The 16,563-nt window shown below is 30.2% G+C and carries 20 protein-coding genes; all 20 read right to left on the bottom strand.

Going from position 1 to position 16,563, the window contains the following annotated elements; translation table 11 throughout:
• Positions 1–5: 5 nt before the first annotated feature.
• Positions 6–512 carry a hypothetical protein gene (locus tag BHAMNSH16_RS08000; protein ID WP_206193845.1) on the bottom strand — a complete coding sequence of 169 codons (507 nt, stop codon included), beginning with the start codon at positions 510–512 and terminating at the stop codon, positions 6–8.
• Between the two features lie 3 nt (positions 513–515).
• A complete protein-coding gene (locus BHAMNSH16_RS07995) occupies positions 516–779 on the bottom strand; it encodes an endonuclease (protein WP_069732133.1) in 264 nt (87 codons plus the stop codon).
• 8 nt (positions 780–787) lie between these two features.
• Positions 788–1,633 (bottom strand): hypothetical protein, encoded by an 846-nt coding sequence (locus BHAMNSH16_RS07990; RefSeq protein WP_069732134.1) that lies wholly within the window; start codon positions 1,631–1,633, stop codon positions 788–790.
• Positions 1,633–2,223: a glycoside hydrolase family 19 protein gene (locus BHAMNSH16_RS07985; protein WP_088859745.1), complete on the bottom strand. Its 591-nt coding sequence runs from the start codon at positions 2,221–2,223 to the stop codon at positions 1,633–1,635. Before BHAMNSH16_RS07985 ends, BHAMNSH16_RS07990 begins: the two co-directional genes overlap by 1 nt.
• A gap of 3 nt (positions 2,224–2,226) precedes the next feature.
• Complete coding sequence (locus BHAMNSH16_RS14550; RefSeq protein ID WP_008730241.1) at positions 2,227–2,391, bottom strand: hypothetical protein; 165 nt, start codon at positions 2,389–2,391, stop codon at positions 2,227–2,229.
• Positions 2,392–2,625: 234 nt separating this feature from the next.
• On the bottom strand, positions 2,626–3,021 hold the full coding sequence (locus tag BHAMNSH16_RS07975; RefSeq protein WP_069732113.1) for a sigma factor-like helix-turn-helix DNA-binding protein: 396 nt from the start codon (positions 3,019–3,021) through the stop codon (positions 2,626–2,628).
• A gap of 4 nt (positions 3,022–3,025) precedes the next feature.
• Positions 3,026–3,220: a hypothetical protein gene (locus BHAMNSH16_RS07970; protein ID WP_069732114.1), complete on the bottom strand. Its 195-nt coding sequence runs from the start codon at positions 3,218–3,220 to the stop codon at positions 3,026–3,028.
• Between the two features lie 18 nt (positions 3,221–3,238).
• Positions 3,239–5,266: a hypothetical protein gene (locus BHAMNSH16_RS07965; RefSeq protein ID WP_088859744.1), complete on the bottom strand. Its 2,028-nt coding sequence runs from the start codon at positions 5,264–5,266 to the stop codon at positions 3,239–3,241.
• A gap of 82 nt (positions 5,267–5,348) precedes the next feature.
• Positions 5,349–6,482 (bottom strand): hypothetical protein, encoded by a 1,134-nt coding sequence (locus tag BHAMNSH16_RS07960; protein WP_008730245.1) that lies wholly within the window; start codon positions 6,480–6,482, stop codon positions 5,349–5,351.
• Positions 6,483–6,609: 127 nt separating this feature from the next.
• The gene (locus BHAMNSH16_RS07955) at positions 6,610–7,065 is read right to left on the bottom strand and encodes a hypothetical protein (RefSeq protein ID WP_008730247.1); all 456 of its coding nucleotides are present in this window, start codon (positions 7,063–7,065) and stop codon (positions 6,610–6,612) included.
• Positions 7,065–7,907 (bottom strand): hypothetical protein, encoded by an 843-nt coding sequence (locus BHAMNSH16_RS07950; protein ID WP_069731957.1) that lies wholly within the window; start codon positions 7,905–7,907, stop codon positions 7,065–7,067. Before BHAMNSH16_RS07950 ends, BHAMNSH16_RS07955 begins: the two co-directional genes overlap by 1 nt.
• On the bottom strand, positions 7,904–11,362 hold the full coding sequence (locus BHAMNSH16_RS07945; RefSeq protein WP_008728087.1) for a phage tail tape measure protein: 3,459 nt from the start codon (positions 11,360–11,362) through the stop codon (positions 7,904–7,906). The genes BHAMNSH16_RS07950 and BHAMNSH16_RS07945 overlap by 4 nt, the downstream gene beginning before the upstream one ends.
• Before the next feature lie 4 nt (positions 11,363–11,366).
• On the bottom strand, positions 11,367–11,618 hold the full coding sequence (locus BHAMNSH16_RS07940; protein ID WP_241033580.1) for a hypothetical protein: 252 nt from the start codon (positions 11,616–11,618) through the stop codon (positions 11,367–11,369).
• 23 nt (positions 11,619–11,641) lie between these two features.
• Positions 11,642–12,004, bottom strand: coding sequence for a hypothetical protein (locus tag BHAMNSH16_RS07935; RefSeq protein WP_008728089.1), 363 nt, complete (start codon positions 12,002–12,004; stop codon positions 11,642–11,644).
• Between the two features lie 17 nt (positions 12,005–12,021).
• Entirely contained in the window at positions 12,022–13,671 is a 1,650-nt protein-coding gene (locus tag BHAMNSH16_RS07930; RefSeq protein WP_241033579.1) for a hypothetical protein, read from the bottom strand.
• A 14-nt stretch (positions 13,672–13,685) separates the two neighbouring features.
• Positions 13,686–14,054, bottom strand: coding sequence for a hypothetical protein (locus tag BHAMNSH16_RS07925; RefSeq protein WP_008730209.1), 369 nt, complete (start codon positions 14,052–14,054; stop codon positions 13,686–13,688).
• Positions 14,051–14,521: an HK97-gp10 family putative phage morphogenesis protein gene (locus tag BHAMNSH16_RS07920; RefSeq protein ID WP_008730206.1), complete on the bottom strand. Its 471-nt coding sequence runs from the start codon at positions 14,519–14,521 to the stop codon at positions 14,051–14,053. Before BHAMNSH16_RS07920 ends, BHAMNSH16_RS07925 begins: the two co-directional genes overlap by 4 nt.
• Position 14,522: 1 nt before the next feature.
• The gene (locus BHAMNSH16_RS07915) at positions 14,523–14,864 is read right to left on the bottom strand and encodes a phage head completion protein (protein ID WP_008721148.1); all 342 of its coding nucleotides are present in this window, start codon (positions 14,862–14,864) and stop codon (positions 14,523–14,525) included.
• Positions 14,861–15,244, bottom strand: coding sequence for a head-tail connector protein (locus BHAMNSH16_RS07910; RefSeq protein ID WP_008730204.1), 384 nt, complete (start codon positions 15,242–15,244; stop codon positions 14,861–14,863). The genes BHAMNSH16_RS07915 and BHAMNSH16_RS07910 overlap by 4 nt, the downstream gene beginning before the upstream one ends.
• A gap of 23 nt (positions 15,245–15,267) precedes the next feature.
• Entirely contained in the window at positions 15,268–16,551 is a 1,284-nt protein-coding gene (locus BHAMNSH16_RS07905; RefSeq protein ID WP_008730203.1) for a phage major capsid protein, read from the bottom strand.
• Positions 16,552–16,563: the final 12 nt, after the last annotated feature.

Genomic DNA, 16,563 nt, shown 5'->3' with positions numbered 1-16,563 from the left:
GCACATTATACCAAAGCTGCCATTCGCCAATTTTTATAATACTTTCTTGGTATCTTCTCATTAAATCTTGTCTGTTTGTAACAGCTTTTATAATAAATATTTCTGGAGGCGTAGAAAGCGGTACTTTGACATATTTTATTTTTGTACTGCATGAAGTTAATATCATTAAAATACTTATAAAAATTATTAGATATATTATTAAATGTTTCATTCTCTGTCCTTGTCAGCAATTCTTCATCTATATTTTTAATCATAATACTAGAATTACTAAAACTATTTTGAAACTTCTCATTTTCTTTAATAAAAAGTATCTCATTTTGAAGCGTTTGATTATTAAGCTCCAATCCCTTAATATCTTCCTGATACTGTGCAATCTCTTTTTCTTTTTTATGTATTTCACTGTCTTTAGCAGCTATTAATACTATAAAAATAGAAACTATTAAAACCATTATGACTGCTATAATGATTTTTTTGTTTATTTTGGACAAAAAGCCCGTTATTATTGGAATCACTGCTTACTCCTTTTCATTATTATTTTTTTTATCATCATTAGTATTGTTATTTCTTAATATCTTCAAAAAACCTCTTAAATCACTTCCAAAACTAACTGCATTAAGACCAAGGAAAATTATTACAACAGCAATAGCTTCTTCTTTAGCAACTGTTCTACCTCTCCAGATAAGATTAACACTAACCCAAACAACCCCTAAAATAAAAGTAACTATGCTTGTATAGATACTTAATTTTTTATTGGCATTATGCTTTTCTATAAAACTCATATAACACCCTATTTAAAATTATTTTTTAACATACTTAAAAAATTACCTAAGATAAACTCTTTTAACTCTTTAATATCTTTATTTAATATACTGTCTTCAATTTCACGTAATGTCTCATTAAAATCATTTATACTTTTTAAATCATTTTCAATTAATTCTTTATTATTTTTATAATTATCTATTGATAGAGTAGTTACTTTTATTCTATTTTTTTCAGCATCTATATGTCTATTTTTGATATCATCAAATATTCTATTAAGTTCAGCATTAAATAAGAGCATATTAGTATCAAGTATTATTTTAAGCTCTTTATTTTTAAGACTTTTGATTTCACTTCTCTGTAATAATTGATTAAAAGTAAGTACAATATTATTAATATATTCTTGCTTATAATCAGAATATTTTTGTCCTTCATACTTTCCAATACCATTTTTAAAAATTACTTTTCTAAAAATCTTACGTGTATATGTCTCCCAATTTAGTACAATATATAAGAATGCTATATATATTGTTTTATTAATATATTTATTTTTCAAATTATATATTTCAGCTTTATATTTCTTTATCGCTTCTTTATAATCATATTCTTTTTGAGTAGGAACTTTTATATTAAGATTATTAAGAAGTTTCTCTTCATTTATAGAATCACTATTTAATATTTCTTTCTTTACTTCTTTTACATTATTATCAAAATTGGAATTAATATTAAATTGATGTCCATCTTTATGTTTAGCTTCAATATTAATATCTTTCATTTTTTCTTTTAGATTTCCAAAAATATAATATAAAAATCTTAGTAAAATAATAAAAGATATTAAACCAGCTATTATTGAAATAAAAGTATATAAATCCATTAAACTAAAACCTGCAGTATATTTTTATATATTTTTTCTCTGTCTTCAAGTCCATTGTATCCGCCGTTAATAAGTTTGGTAACTCCTTTCACATCACCTTGACGTGCAAGTAAACCGCAGCCTTTCTCCTTCCAAAATAATAATGCAATCTCTATAGCATTATTAGGCTCTTTGGCAAGGTCTGGATTATTAACTAAGTCAGCATTTATTTTTTTACCATATTTTTTATAATTATTTTTTCCAGTAAGCTGAATAATGCCTCTGCCTCTATATTTATAGCCTTCGTCTTCTGTATTACCTAAACGACCGCCATAAACAAAGTTGCCAATAGCCTCAGCTCCCTTACTACATAACTTTTTAGCATTTTCCAAACTTCCAACTCTTTTTTTAAATACATCAAAAAGCCTTTGCGGAGTGTATCTGAAGCTCTCTTCAAGTCTTTTATAATTATTGCTTTCATGAGTTGTTTGTGCCAAGAACATAGAAGCTTCTTTTATGTCTGTAATACCATGTTTTTGAAAAGCATTATTTAATGGTAAAAGCCATTTCTTATTTATACCGATTTTATTTAATATATTTTCATTTAGCATAGATTAAGCCTCTTTATTTTTGTTTTGTAATTCATATACTTTTATATATTCAGTTTTTTGTTTTTCTTTTGCTATCTGTAGTGTTACTTCTCTTTGTTTTAATACTTTAATCTCTGTTTCTATATTCACTATAGCTTCACTGTATTGATATGATGTATTTTCATGCATTGATATGTTATATCCGTTATGAACTACTTTACCTTCATGCTCTTTTAATAATTCAAGAACATCATCTTTTAAAGCCTCAATATTTTCTTTATTTTTTTCTCTTCATTTTTTAGTTTTATATATTTTTCTATTAATGAAGTTTCTTTTTTGTAAGTTCTTTTATATCATTTTTTGACATAATTTATCCTTATATCTTTATTTATACTTATAATAAAAAATATAAGGATAATTCATTTAAACAACATAAGGCAGTATCTGAACAACTGAGCTTCTTAATTCTCTTTTTATAGCCTCTAATTTTTGAGATATGCTGCTTTGGGTTACATTTAATTTTTCGCCTATTTCTTTTTGTGTATAGCCTTGTGAATATAATTCTAATAATTTTATTTGATCTTTTGTTAATATAGCTATTATTATGCGTTTCACATCTCTATGTTCAATATCAGAAAGTCCATGAGTATATATAGAAATATTATCAATATCAGACACATATAAATTATAGTCTTTAACAGTAGTTTCAGAATAAGATTTATTTTTGCTTATAGTATTATTTAAAGTTTTTTCCATAGCATTACATAATTGTTTGCAGGAATTTCTTTTATCGCAAATATTGCATGTTAAATCCTTCATATTCTTAATCCTCCATATTATTATTGATATAATCAGCTATGACAAAAGTATCATTTACAGAGAATGGTTTTTTTATATTAAGTTTTTTTGCTGCAATTTCTATATCTAATTTTAAGTCTATGCTGGAATACGGATCTTTCCTATAAGCTATATCCTCAGTTGGCATTTCTCCAAGATTTCTAACGCATAATGCTGTCATTATATAAACTCCTTATTATTATATTTGTCTTAGCTTAATTACATTATCAAAAATATTTAATTTGATAATTTCACAAAGGCATGGCTTTATATAATAACTTTCATCTTCTCTTTTATATTCTATCTCTACTATATCAAATAACTTTAGAAAATCTAAAGTTTCATAATATTCAAATGTATAATACTCTTTTAATAGATATCTGCTTTTCATTATTTCATTAGATAAACTTACTGCATCTTCTTTTCTTTTCAATAGAGTTTCAAACTCTTCATGAGCATTTATTCTATGTCTTTTTTTAGCTTCCTCTTCAAAATCAGTATTTTTGTATGTAGATTTTAATAAATCATATTTAATGCTGCAGCTTGATAAATACTCATCACTTTCTGCTGTTTTATCAACTCTGCCCATGCAATACTGTTTTATTTTATATTTAGCTTCATTGCTGCGAAATCTTGTACTAATAAAATCTATCTTATTGTTGTATATTTCTAATCTTCCTTGTTCTAAAAAGGAAAGTTCTCCTATTAAATCAAGTGTAGTCTTTTTATTATCATTATCAAGAAGAACTGCTATTTCCCTCGAACGTTCTTCTTCAATCTGCCAATTTTCTATATTATAATTTTCTTTAATATATGCTATGTTTTCATAATCTTCTAAAATCTCTCTAATTAAAGTTAAAGATTTATAAGGAGGTATATCTATTTCTGCATATATCTCATATAAGTTGTCATTAGTATCTGTTATAGAATGTACTTGGTTTTTTCCCCTAAAAATTAATTGACCTTTTTCCTTATCTAAAGTCCATACTCTTTGACTTCCTTTGCCGTCTTGATAATCTTTAAACTCTGGAATAAATATCTCCAATTCTCCGCTTATTACAGTTCCATTTTTTTCTATTATTTCATTTTCACTCTCTGGGGTTTCTATAAAATATATATGAGGCTTCAATCTATTATTATCAAGTTTATCATTTCTATTAACAATACTTTCTATAGCATTCCTTGAAGTGTCGCATATTTCAAAAACTACTTCAGGAATCAAATCAGGATTTAATATATCAGGAGTATAATATTTTATAGGCTTTAATTTTACTGTAATGCCATGTCCTGCTGCTAAAGTTCTGCATGTATCAATAGTATCTTCTCCGCTTTGCACATTCTCTGGGAAGTTCTTTAAATCTGAATATTCTTTTTCACTGAAAACATTTTTAGGAAGCTCAGTAGAAAAAGAAGCTCTTATATCTGATGCTGTTATTGTTATAGTTTCTAAAAAAGAATATTCAGGCTTTTGAATAAAACCAGAGAATATAATATTAGAATATTTTATTGTTGCTACGCTCCCATCCTCATTATAAGCTCCTGCCGATTTATTAAAATCGGCAGGCATTCGGCTGTCCGCTTGATAGTCAAATATTTGTCTTACCAAAAATCTATTGCCGTATAAATTAGAAAAATCATCAAAAAGTCCGTCATCATTTCTTAAAGTAACAGACATTTCATTTGTTTGAATAGTATCAAATGCAAGTGAATCGCCTTCTATATCCGCTGTATCTATTTCCTCCACTTTAGGCTCTATCGCCACAGGCGGACAGTCGTCATACATATTATTTAATTCAGTAATTAAACTATTATTACTATCAAGCCATTCACGTGTAGAGAATAATCTTTTAATATTTATAATAATATTCTTTTTGCTGTAAGGAGTTTCAAAGTTATTAAAATGCACAGCTATATAATTAATATTATCTTTTTTATATTGATAATAAGATTTATTCTGTTTATAAAGATCCTCTAAAGAAAATACTTCTATATATCCTCTGTCATTATCAGACGACTGTCCGCCTGTGGCGACACTGATAGAACCGATATTAAATAAATTATATAATTCATCTTCTTGAATATTAAATAATTCATTAAAATAAGAACTGCTGTATAATGAGTATATTTCATTAATACTTGCAGTCCATACACCTCCGAAAGGTGCAAATATTAATCTAGTATCAGGACTAGAAATATCAAGTTCTATAATATTAGCAAAACTCTTCATTACTATTGCTATGTTCGCCTACGCTATAATTACATCTATAATAAATTATAGATGTGCTTCGGCTCACTTACTCCTATATAACTTATTTCTGCATATATTCTATGACTGCTGAGCCGTCTTGTCCTTTTTCTCCATTAGCAACAACACCATTGCTGTTACTATTAGTACCTCCATTTCCTCCAGCACCAACTATTATTTTTATTTTACTTGCCGTACCAAGCATAGCTCTTGTAATATCTACTATAGCAGCACTTCCGCTGCCTCCTCCTCCTGAACTATAACCATTTATAGAACCATTGCCTCCATTTCCACCGCTTGCCAAAGTAGTATTATTGCTGAATACTGCACCTGTATTTGGATTCTTTTCATCATATCTTGTAGTAGTTCCATTATTTCCATTGATTAATTTACCTTGTCCGCTTGGAACACCTCCTTTTCCTCCATTAAAAGTTATAGTACCTGTCTTTATAGCTATTTGACCTCCTTGACATGTTGTAATAACTTTATCATTTATTAAGATTTGAGAGTTACCGCCTGCTGTTGGTTCTGTTCCAACTGTATCTAATAAACCATAATAACCTCCTGCACCGCCTGAACATATATGAACTGTAATACTATTAACATCACTTGGAAAATTAAACTCATGAGTACCAACACCAAAGCTCACTGTTTTTCTTTTTAGTGTCTGACCTTTTCTTCCTATATCATTAATATTCCAATATTTCTTTTCTACATATCCGCCTAAATTAGCATCATATTTCATTGATATTCTTAGATATTTTTCTGAACATCTTCTTTGAGAATCCAAATTATAAAATCCTCTGTTCTCATAATCATAAGTAGGAAATCCATTGCCGACTGTTTCACTATATCCGCCTGCTATTTCTGCTCTTAAATAATCATTGTCTTTATTATTAGAATCTCTTACTATAACAAGTTTAATAAATCTTAAATCCTGCTTAATTACGCCGCCGCTGCTAATATTATCAGTCAATTTTATGGTTTGATTTGTTTCAAATAATCTGCCTTCAAACTCGCAAATACTTCCTGCTAAAATATCTGGAAGTTCTCTGTCTGTATCACTCCAATGATTTAATTTTATACCGTCAAAAGCAGTATGAAGCATACGCATTTTCTGCATAATAATATTCTGCTGTCTATAGCTATCTAATAAATTAGTTGGATTTTCTACTGGTTCTTTAATTACATTAAACATTAATATACCTCATTATTGTTATATTCGCCTCGCCTTATTGGAGTGAATAAGTAAAACTTATTAACTGGCTCGGCTCATATTATTTAATTCTATTATTCAAGAATTAAACTAATAATAATCTGATTTTTTAATACACTTCATTATTATAATTGTCTAAATAATATCCATTATATCTATTGCCGTCATAATACATATAGTAAGCTATATATTTATATATCTCTCCATTAACTTCTTTATAAAATCCGCCAAGCTCTTCATTATAAAAACAATCAAGATTTGTAACCAATTCTGCAATTAAGTTTTTGCCGTTATTGGATAGCTTTAATCTTATATATCTATTTCCTTCATCTGTGCTGTTATCAATAAGTTCTATATCCTCTTTATTTTCATATATGGAATTACAAAACAAACAAATAGAGCCTTTCATTAAAGTAGGAGGATATATGTCTAAAAAATGATTAAGTTTAATTCCTTCAAAAGCTGTATATAAAAATCTAGTTTTCTTTAATAATTCATTTTGTTTTTTATATCCCTCTTCAATAGTAAGAGGTATGCAGGAAGGTTCATAAATAATCTCAAACATTATTTTATCTCCCTAAACGTAAGCTCTGTAGAATACTGATATAAATCATTCTTTCCTTTCTTAAAAGTTATCTCTTCATTAGTACATACATAAAGTCCTGATTTCATATAGTATTTTACGCCTGTACACCTTTGGTGAGGATAACTAATTTTTGTTCTGCTTCCATATCTTGCTTTACCATATTTACTATAATTATATATACCAAGTCCGCTTTCCGTATTTGGCATTATAGTTTCTTCAATCCACACTTGAAGTACAAAAGGTTCAAAATTATTTTCATTAAAAAAGTTAATGATTTTTTCTCTGTCAGCATTAGTCAAATACGGAAAAGATACTTTCCAAGTATCATAACTTTTGATAGGAAGCCTCCTGCAAAAATAATGACCGCTTTGAGAAAAATACTGTTCATGTGTATAATTTACAGTATGCGTTTTGGTTTTATCATGAGGAGGAAAATCTACTGCTTCTCCTATAATAAAATATCCGCATTCTATAATATTACCGTCTGCTTTCTTATTAAAAGTTATTTTTATTCTTGTAAACTCAATAGGAGCTATATTATAAACTCCATAACTATTTTTTATATAAACATCATAATAAATAAAATTGCCGTATATATCTTCTATTTCTATACTCATATTTTTTATATTGGTATTAAAAATAGCAAAACAGTTTATAGTACCTTTTCCATCTAAAAATAAACTTGCCTCTTCTTCACTTTTAAATCTTCCAACTTCCAGAGTTTGATAATTAAATATATTAGAAATAGGAAAAAAATCATCTTCGCCTCCAGATACAATATACGGAAATAGATTAAATATGTTATTACATAATAATCTCATAATATACCTCTCTGGCTGACAACTTTTACACCTCGTTTGCTTAAATTAAGCATAGTGCTTGCAACTATCTTGCCGTCAAGCATTAAATAAACAGGCTGATTGAATATAGTTTCTGATGTATTAGTATCAACAGAATAACTACCATCTTCACCTTTGCTTGCTTCAAAAATCTGACTTCCTATTTTTGAAAGTATTCTATCTTCAAGAGGTATAACCGCTTCATCGCTTGCCCCCTCTCCGATTACAGCATTAATTCCTCCGTTTCTTCTCTCTACAAGTCCGCCTTTTGCCAAGTATTTAGGTTCACTCGGTTTAGCTTGGGATAATTTTACCAAGTTAACAGAGCCTGCTGCTATAATTCCAAGTAAAGTCGCATAAGCTGCTATATTGGCAGGGAAAGGAACCGCCATTGATGAGGCTAAAGCACTTATGGCTGCCTGTGCCATAGAAGCTGACGCCTGAACTAAAGACATTTTCCAGCTTTCCGTTTGCGAATTATATTCTAGCTTCATCTTCTCATTATTATAGTTTTTCTCTACTTCCATCTGCTTAGCTTTGGCTTCTTCTTCTATTTGTATTTTAGCTAGTTCTTTTTGTTTCTCTTCAAGCTCTGCTTTTATTCTTTCCTGTTCATAAAGTCCTAAAGCAACTTTTTGCCTATTCTGTAATTGTTTTATTTCATTTAATAAACTCTGCTTTTGCGAGTCCTCCATTATTCCTATAGCTTCAAGCCTTGCATTTTTTTCTTCTTCTATCGCTTCTAATGCTGCCTCTTTTCTCTCCTCATTTTTTTCTATTTCAAGCTCTATAGCCTGTATTTGCATTTCCTGTATAGCAGAATAGAAATCACTTGTATAACCTATAGTGTCATTAAGCATTTGAAGCCAATTCGCACTAAAATAATCTGAAAAACTTTGAGTAGGTGTTTTCCAAAGTTCGCCGAACTTCTCTTTTAATATTTCTACCTGTTCAGTTGTAAGTTCTAATTCATTGGTTATGCTTTCTATTCCGCTTCTTACTATTTCACTTTTCTGTCCCTGTTGTTCAGCTTCACTTACTTTATCGCCGAACTCCTCAGCAACAGAAACGCCTCTTTCATAAGCGGATATACTATTTTCTATTTCTTTTACTAATTCAGAAAATCTGTCAGTTGTTATTCCTTCTAATGCATAGCCGTAATTATCACTTAAATATTTTATTTGATTAGCATTTAAGTTTAGTACCGTACTCATTTCTGTGAGTATAGCACCTACTTTGTCTTTTTTAGCTTCTAAAGCCTCAGCATCGCTGATTTCAGCTCCCATATTACGAAGGTTGCTTACTCTGCGATTTTCCTCTGCCTCTGCTTTTTTTAGTAAAGCTAAATAATCTTTATAAGTTTTTGTTTTATCTTTAGTAGACGCAGATAAATTATTATTCGCTTCTATTTCTTTATCTGTTATACTAATGCCGTCTATTGAAAGAGCTTTTCTTTCTCTAATATTTGTATTTAATCTAGTAATCTCAGCATTTAATGCCTTCTGCTTAGACTCCCATTTCTCTACTTCTTTTCTAGCTTCTTCTAATAACTCTGGACGAACTGCATGTGCACCATCTAATGCATTTAAATCCTGATATATTCCTTTCTTATAATATTCTTCTGCTTTTTTTAACTCTTCTTTTACTTTGTTATGATTTTCAATTGCTCTAGCTAGTTTTTCAGCTTCCTCTGAAGTCATGAAATCTTCATCTTTAGCTTTTCTAGCATCTATAACACTGTAAGCATCAAGCATTTTTGTTTTTAAGTTTGGAAATAATGAAGTAAGTTCTTCTGTTAATTCATTTAATCTTTTTGTTTCCTCTGCATCAAGATTTTTTGCTTTTGCTAAATTGTTATATTCTCTAAATAGTAAAGCTATATTATCAGCTTCTCTATTTAATCCCATCAAATCAGATGTATCTGTAGTAGAATTATCATAAAGTTCTTTTTTTAATTTTCTTATTTCTTGCCCTGTCTTATAAGCATTTACTGCCAATGCTGCAAGACCTGCACTAACTGCTGTAACAATTCCAATAGGAGTAGCAACCATTACTGTATTTAATGCTTTCCAAGCTGTGCTTAATGCCTGAATAGAACTTGCTGATGTCTTTAATACATTTACAGCATTTTTAAAATCTGATATAGTTTTCTTAGCTTCTGTTATTCCTTTTGAAAGTCCTACTATACCTTTTAAAGCTGGACCAAAGCCTGCTGCTAAAGCAACAAAGCCTACACTTACAGCCTGCAAAGGTGCTGGTAAGTCGCTGAATGTTTTTATTAAAGATATAATAGTAAGAATCATTTTTTCAGCGAGAGGTACTATTTTATCTTGCATAACAGGAAGTAAATCTTCATTAAGGGCAGGAAGTAAACTATTTCCAAGCTCTACTACTAAAGCACTAAGCTCAGCTTTTATTTTCTCAAACTGTCTTGCTGGACCGTCATCTATTTTTTTGAATGCCTCAGATGTAGCTCCTGCTGAATTATTCATCTGATCTAAAGCATCTTTAAACTTATCTGCATTCTTTCCAGATAAAGCTAAACCAGCATTTGCTGCCTCAACACTGCTGAACATACTAGAAATATCTTTTCCGCTTTTATCAGCTTTTTCTGCAAGCATTTGAAGAGCTTCCTGTAAAGTTCCTCCTTGCTCTATAAACTCTTTAAAGCTTTTTCCTGCTATTTCTCTAAATGCTATATCTGTAATACTTCCTTCTTTATTAAGTTCTACTAAAGCCTGACGAATCTGTGTTGTTGCAACAGAGGTAGGAGTACCCTGTGCAGTCATTACAGCAATAGCAGCTCCTATATCTTCAAACTTCACTCCTAAAGCTGAAGCGGTAGGAATAACATTAAATAAATATTGAGATAACTGAGTAAAGTCTGTTTTTCCTAGCTTCAGTGTTTGAAACATTATGTCTGAAGCTCTATTAGCATTAAGAACTTCTGTGCCATAAGCATTAGTAACAGAAGTAAGTCCGTCAACTGAAGTTTCTAATTCAGCAACACCTGCGATAGCAGCTTCGCCTGCAGTTTTTAAGAACTCAAATACATTTTCTCTAGGAACTCCTGCAGAAAGTGATTGATATAAAGCAGGTACTACTTCTTCAGGAACTTTTCCAAGTTCTTTAGAAAAAGCCAAAGTTTCCTGCTTTAAAGATTCAAAACCTTCATTGCTTAATTTAGGAAGAAGCGTAAGAACTTCACGCATTCCATTATCAAAATCAGTAGCTTTTTTAGTAGCTAATGCAAAAGCTGTTGTTCCTGCCGCTATTGGAACAGTTAAACTTTTAGTAGCTAAAGAACCGAACTTGTCAAAAGATTTTCCTATTTTATCAAAGCCTTTTTCTAAGTCGGTTGTTTTATCTTTAAGTTTTCCAAATGCCTCAATAGCTTGGGAAGCATCTGCATATATACTAACATTTAAGCTGCTCATTTTTTTAATTATCCGTTATTATTGTTTCTATTTCCCAAAGCCCTTGCTTTTCTCTTCTTATAGTTTTATTTCCCTGCTTTATTTCAGATGAAGAATTGTTTAATTTTGTTTCTTGACGACTGTCCGCCTGCGGTGCTTCTACTTCAATTATATAAGGCAAATTTAACGAAGCTGTATAATAGAGCAGAAGTCTTTGCAAACTCATCTCCATCATACAGTCTTCTGTCCACCCATAGCTATTAGCTAAATGTGCCAATAACTTTATTAATTCTATTTTTATTAGTTTTCTTTTTTTTTATTTTTTGTATCAGCCTCTTTTGTTTCTTTTGAATCAGCACCTGCATGAAGATAAGACTCAAATACCATATTCATCAATTTTAATAATTGATCATAATTAAAATCTTCTGATATTTTTTCTTTATCTACATTCGCATTTTGTTTTTGTATGAGAGGAATGACTATTTCATCAATCAATATTTCAGGATCAATATCTTCACCATTTTTCAAGCCCTTAAAATAATTATTTACTTTAAGGGCTAATTTAAGAGGTATATCATTAACATCTATTTTATAATCTCCAAGCTTTGCGTAAACAGCTCTCTTTTTACTAAACTCTTCTAAATCTGTAATTACTATGTCCATAGTTTTACTCCAATATTTTAATTAGCTGCTTGTATATTAATAGATATATCTTTAGTAATATCTTCACTGCCTGCTTTTTTAGCTGTTATCTTCAAGGTTACACTGCCTGCTGCCTTACCTGTAACAGTGAATACTTTATCAACATCATTGTATTCAACATCAATAAAGCCTTGTTCTGCTGGCTCTATTAAATATGTTATTTCATCAGCATTGCTTGTAAGATTTAAAGTAGGTTTTTCTCCAACTCTTAAATCTAAACTTTGCTTGTTAGCTTCCAAAGTAAGAACTTCTGCTACATTAATAGCAATATCTAATTGTTTATCTTCATTGCCTGCCTTTTTAGCTATTATTTTTAATACAGCACTTCCTGCTTTTTTTCCTGTTATAGTAAATACTTTATCTGCATATTCAGCATCAAAAAAATCTTGTTCAGTAGGTTCTAAACTATGTTCTATACTATCAGCATTGCTTGTAAGATTTAGAGTTGGTTTATCTCCAATTTTCAAATCTAAACTTTCCTTGTTCGCTTCTAAAGTAAGAACTTCTGCCACATTAATTGGTATACTTATTATTTTATCTTCACATCCAGATTTTTTAGCTATTATTTTTAATACAGCACTTCCTGCTTTTTTTCCTGTTATGGTGAATATTTTATCTGTGTTATTATATTCTGCGTCAAAAAAATCTTGTTCAGCAGGTTCTAAACTATGCTCTATACTATCAGCATTGCTCGTAAGATTTAAAGTAGGTTTATCTCCAATTTTCAAATCTAAACTTTCCTTGTTAACTTCTAAAGTAAGTTCTGGAGACTGTACGTCTTCAGAATCTGATGTTTCCTCTTCTGTATCTTTTATTTCTTCTTCATCTTTACCTACAGACTGTTCATCTTCATACCATGCAAGCTGCTCTCCGCTTTGCTGACTGCCTGCTAAAGTCGCTGAGAAACTTAATTTCCCTACCAACACATCCTGTGCTTTATCAGAAGGGAAGCTAAACTCTAAGCCGCCTGCTATTGAAGCCTGCGGTAAATATATTCTTAATTCTTTACTCTCAGCATTAGTATTAACTATCATTATGCATTTAGGTTTGATTGTAGAACTTTTTCCTCCTGTTGCCATGCGTACCATTTTAGGCATAGTTCTAGTATATGTAATAATTAAAGTATCTGTGCTAGGAGATATTTTAGTATCTGTAATTTTTATTCCATTAGTTCCTATTTTTTCGTAGCTTGATTCTTCTATGCGAATATTTCCCATAGAGTTTTTCTTTTCTACTTTAGTTATTGTTACTTCGCTTCCGTCTGCATTTCTAAATGGAACTTTTATTTCTTCACCTCTTTTATATGTATCTGATTCTACTATATACTGTTTTGTAACTTCTGTTTTACCATCATAGCTGTCTATATTATCTATACCGCCTCTTGCCTCAGCATAGTTTTTGAAATTAATTTCTAAACTGTCAAGAGTTAATTCCATTTTATGTTCTGTCACTAAAGTAGCTATAGTTCCTGCATTGTCGCTTTCTATATCTGATGTAGTTATAGTTTCTTTTACAGCAACACTGCGTGCTGCTCCTATATTTATAAGTTTATCAAATCTATCTCCTATCAAAACTTTGGCACTTCCGTATCTTATTGTCTTTTTTTCTTGCACACTTGTTTGACTCATAAAGTCTCCTTACATTAATATTTATATAATATATTTACTATGCTTACAGCTTGATAAAAACCTTCAGTATAGTTATGTGTTTCATTTGAAACATCACATCCGCATATTTCTGTATCTTCAATAATAGCTGTTAAATTGGTAAAATATTTGCCTATTGCTCTTTGTATATTTAATACTTTACTCAAATCATTAGAATATACGGCTATTTGATAAACATTCCTGCCATATTCAAAATCATAATGCGGTGTGCTGCTTGTTAAAGAATAAACTATATATGTTTTCTCTTTGTCTATTTCTGAATCATTAACAAAATCTAAATAAACTCCGTCCGCTTTATCTTTTGTTAATTCTTTAAGTATTGTGTATATAGCATTCTCAATCATTTCTTTTTGTTTGCCTTATCTATTGCTTGCTGTAATTTCTGTTTTATATATTCTTCTATAACAGGTTTTTTATTTTCAAAAATTGGAATTAAAAGAGGCTGAGGAAGCTGATAAATAGTACCATATTCTGGAAACCGAACATAATATCTGTCTCCTTTCTCTTTATACCATTTTATTTTATTTTTTTGAGGAACTCCTCCGCCACTAACTTCTAATGTACCTACTTTTATTGCTACAGAAGTGTTGCTTCCTTTTGATGATTTTCTTTCTTTTACATCATAATATTTATCTTCACTCCAGCCTCTGCTTTTCGCTTCCGCATTAGCTTCTTTTGCTATTTCATTTCCTGCTTTTCTAGCTCCTGCTTTTATAGCTTTTTTAAAATCGCCTCCTAGTTCTTCTAAAGTTTTCCTAAACTCATCAAGTCCTTTTATACTTATAGAAGTTTTTCTGCTTACACCTGACATATTATTTACTTTTATTATTTACTAATTTCTTTATTGTAAATATGCATTCTATATTTTTATATGAAACATTCTCCATATTAATAACTTCATAGATATCATTTTCACGGTTTATTTTGGCCATCATTCCTTTGGTATCAAACTCTTTGAAATAATGAGTATGTACTTTCAAAGTTCTTTCTAAATCTTTTCTTTTACCCTGCTGTATATCTTTATATGTTATATCTTCAATAGAGCATTTTACTTTTCTTAATTCTATTAATTCATTACTTCCTGTTCCGTTTCCATTATCTATATACTTTGTTCTATAAAAAGTTATAGTATGAATTAATTTTCCAACTTTCATAAAGTAAACTTTTCCCTAGCAATGGCCAATAATCTATGAACCCCTTTCAAAGCCACTTCCTCACTTTGACTAGCTTCTCCTGTTTTGCTTTCAAAATAATGAGCAGCAAGTCCAAGAATTGCATACCTAACTTCAGGAGGACAATCGGCTCTTTTGTATTCTGTTTCATTAGCTTTATTACAATAGCCGATTGCACTATCTAAAGTCAGATGCAGTATATCATCATCATAGTCAATGCCTTCTAAGTTTAGAAACTTTTTGAACTCAGCCAAAGTAACTACTTTGTCATCATCTCCTACCTCTTGCGAAAGCACGCCTTCGGCGACTACTTTTCCGACATCAATGTCTATACTATTACTATCTTCAGTATCACTGCTCATATATAAAGCCTTATTAAAAATTATTAAGCTGCATACGCTTGATCATTTGGAAGTAATCTTACAAATGCTGATTTTTGAATAGGAGCACCGTCTCCCCAATATCCTACTTGGAAACCTACCTGATTTGTTTTGCTGTATAACTCATGCAAAACTTGAAGTTCCATAGACAAGCTGTCAAAAATCCAATAATACTTTAAGTTTGCTAAGAACCCGAAATATTTTGTAGCTTCCAGCTTATCTTCTATAAAGTCATTTTGCACAACTGGTATACCAAGTAAAATACTAGGCTGTCCCGCTATTAAACTTTCCTGCCAAATAGGACGGTCCTGCTTATCTTTTAATTTTCTTAAAGCAGCAACTGCTTTTTTATTAAGCATCCATACGGCTCCGTTTTGATATCCGCCTTTCAATCCGCTTACTGCATCTACTAAACCATCATAAGTTATAGCAGCACTTGCAGTTCCTACTTTTATATCTCTGTCAGTTGGAATAGCTGCTGTATTATCTGAAGTTTGAGCAAATATACCTAGAGGTTTATCCTGTCCATTTCCATATAAATAATTATGCTCTAATGTAGAAGCCAATTTATATACTATTCTCTCCTCAACTAAACCTTGAATATCTATGTTGCTTTGTTTTATTAATCTTTTACTAAGTTTAACTAACTTAGTTAATTGATTAGGCTTCATTTCTCTTTTTCCAAAAGACATATTTGTATCTTCTGTAACTTCTGCGATTTCTGCTGTCCAATTAAGATCATTTAAATCGCTGTCAAGTGTAGGTATTCCTATGCTTGCATATCCGTTTATAGCAGGAATGATATTTGCTCTTTTTCTTATCTGTACTGCATCATCTAAGTCTTTTATAATTTGCTTTACTAGATACTGTGGGGCTATAGTATTTCCTCCGCCTTCAGCAACTCCTGCCTGAAGTGTTTCTCTTATTTCTTTATCATTGCCTGATCTAAACCATCTGTCAACTTTAGCTCTTAATTCAGCTTTGTTATCATCAGCAGATGAATTGTCTAAATTATCAGCTACATTTCTTTTATTCATAGAAGATTTAGTTTGAAGTGATAGAAGTTTATCATTTCTCTCTATTTCCTTATTTCTATTTTCTATATTCTTCATTAAAGTATCTATATCATTATCTAGTTTTGATATATCTTCTTTTTTATTTTCTCTCTCTTCAATACTCATAGCAGAATATGCTTGTCTTTTTTGCATAAGTTCATCAATAGATTGTAAATCTAAAGCATTTTCATTTTTTAGTTTTTCTATTAAAGCTCTTAATTCTTCTGGTGACATAATTTGATACTC

The sequence above is a fragment of the Brachyspira hampsonii genome (genome assembly GCF_002214805.1).
Classification (GTDB): domain Bacteria; phylum Spirochaetota; class Brachyspiria; order Brachyspirales; family Brachyspiraceae; genus Brachyspira; species Brachyspira hampsonii.
This window is presented reverse-complemented; position numbering and strand designations above follow the sequence as displayed.

What these genes read in the sequence shown, in the direction of transcription:
- BHAMNSH16_RS07995 (WP_069732133.1), bottom strand. Translation starts at nt 779, where the DNA reads ATGAGTTTTATAGAAAAGCATAATGCCAATAAAAAATTAAGTATCTAT.
- BHAMNSH16_RS07990 (WP_069732134.1), bottom strand. Translation starts at nt 1,633, where the DNA reads ATGGATTTATATACTTTTATTTCAATAATAGCTGGTTTAATATCTTTT.
- BHAMNSH16_RS07985 (WP_088859745.1), bottom strand. Translation starts at nt 2,223, where the DNA reads ATGCTAAATGAAAATATATTAAATAAAATCGGTATAAATAAGAAATGG.
- BHAMNSH16_RS14550 (WP_008730241.1), bottom strand. Translation starts at nt 2,391, where the DNA reads ATGCATGAAAATACATCATATCAATACAGTGAAGCTATAGTGAATATA.
- BHAMNSH16_RS07975 (WP_069732113.1), bottom strand. Translation starts at nt 3,021, where the DNA reads ATGAAGGATTTAACATGCAATATTTGCGATAAAAGAAATTCCTGCAAA.
- BHAMNSH16_RS07970 (WP_069732114.1), bottom strand. Translation starts at nt 3,220, where the DNA reads ATGACAGCATTATGCGTTAGAAATCTTGGAGAAATGCCAACTGAGGAT.
- BHAMNSH16_RS07965 (WP_088859744.1), bottom strand. Translation starts at nt 5,266, where the DNA reads ATGAAGAGTTTTGCTAATATTATAGAACTTGATATTTCTAGTCCTGAT.
- BHAMNSH16_RS07960 (WP_008730245.1), bottom strand. Translation starts at nt 6,482, where the DNA reads ATGTTTAATGTAATTAAAGAACCAGTAGAAAATCCAACTAATTTATTA.
- BHAMNSH16_RS07955 (WP_008730247.1), bottom strand. Translation starts at nt 7,065, where the DNA reads ATGTTTGAGATTATTTATGAACCTTCCTGCATACCTCTTACTATTGAA.
- BHAMNSH16_RS07950 (WP_069731957.1), bottom strand. Translation starts at nt 7,907, where the DNA reads ATGAGATTATTATGTAATAACATATTTAATCTATTTCCGTATATTGTA.
- BHAMNSH16_RS07945 (WP_008728087.1), bottom strand. Translation starts at nt 11,362, where the DNA reads ATGAGCAGCTTAAATGTTAGTATATATGCAGATGCTTCCCAAGCTATT.
- BHAMNSH16_RS07935 (WP_008728089.1), bottom strand. Translation starts at nt 12,004, where the DNA reads ATGGACATAGTAATTACAGATTTAGAAGAGTTTAGTAAAAAGAGAGCT.
- BHAMNSH16_RS07930 (WP_241033579.1), bottom strand. Translation starts at nt 13,671, where the DNA reads ATGAGTCAAACAAGTGTGCAAGAAAAAAAGACAATAAGATACGGAAGT.
- BHAMNSH16_RS07925 (WP_008730209.1), bottom strand. Translation starts at nt 14,054, where the DNA reads ATGATTGAGAATGCTATATACACAATACTTAAAGAATTAACAAAAGAT.
- BHAMNSH16_RS07920 (WP_008730206.1), bottom strand. Translation starts at nt 14,521, where the DNA reads ATGTCAGGTGTAAGCAGAAAAACTTCTATAAGTATAAAAGGACTTGAT.
- BHAMNSH16_RS07915 (WP_008721148.1), bottom strand. Translation starts at nt 14,864, where the DNA reads ATGAAAGTTGGAAAATTAATTCATACTATAACTTTTTATAGAACAAAG.
- BHAMNSH16_RS07910 (WP_008730204.1), bottom strand. Translation starts at nt 15,244, where the DNA reads ATGAGCAGTGATACTGAAGATAGTAATAGTATAGACATTGATGTCGGA.
- BHAMNSH16_RS07905 (WP_008730203.1), bottom strand. Translation starts at nt 16,551, where the DNA reads ATGTCACCAGAAGAATTAAGAGCTTTAATAGAAAAACTAAAAAATGAA.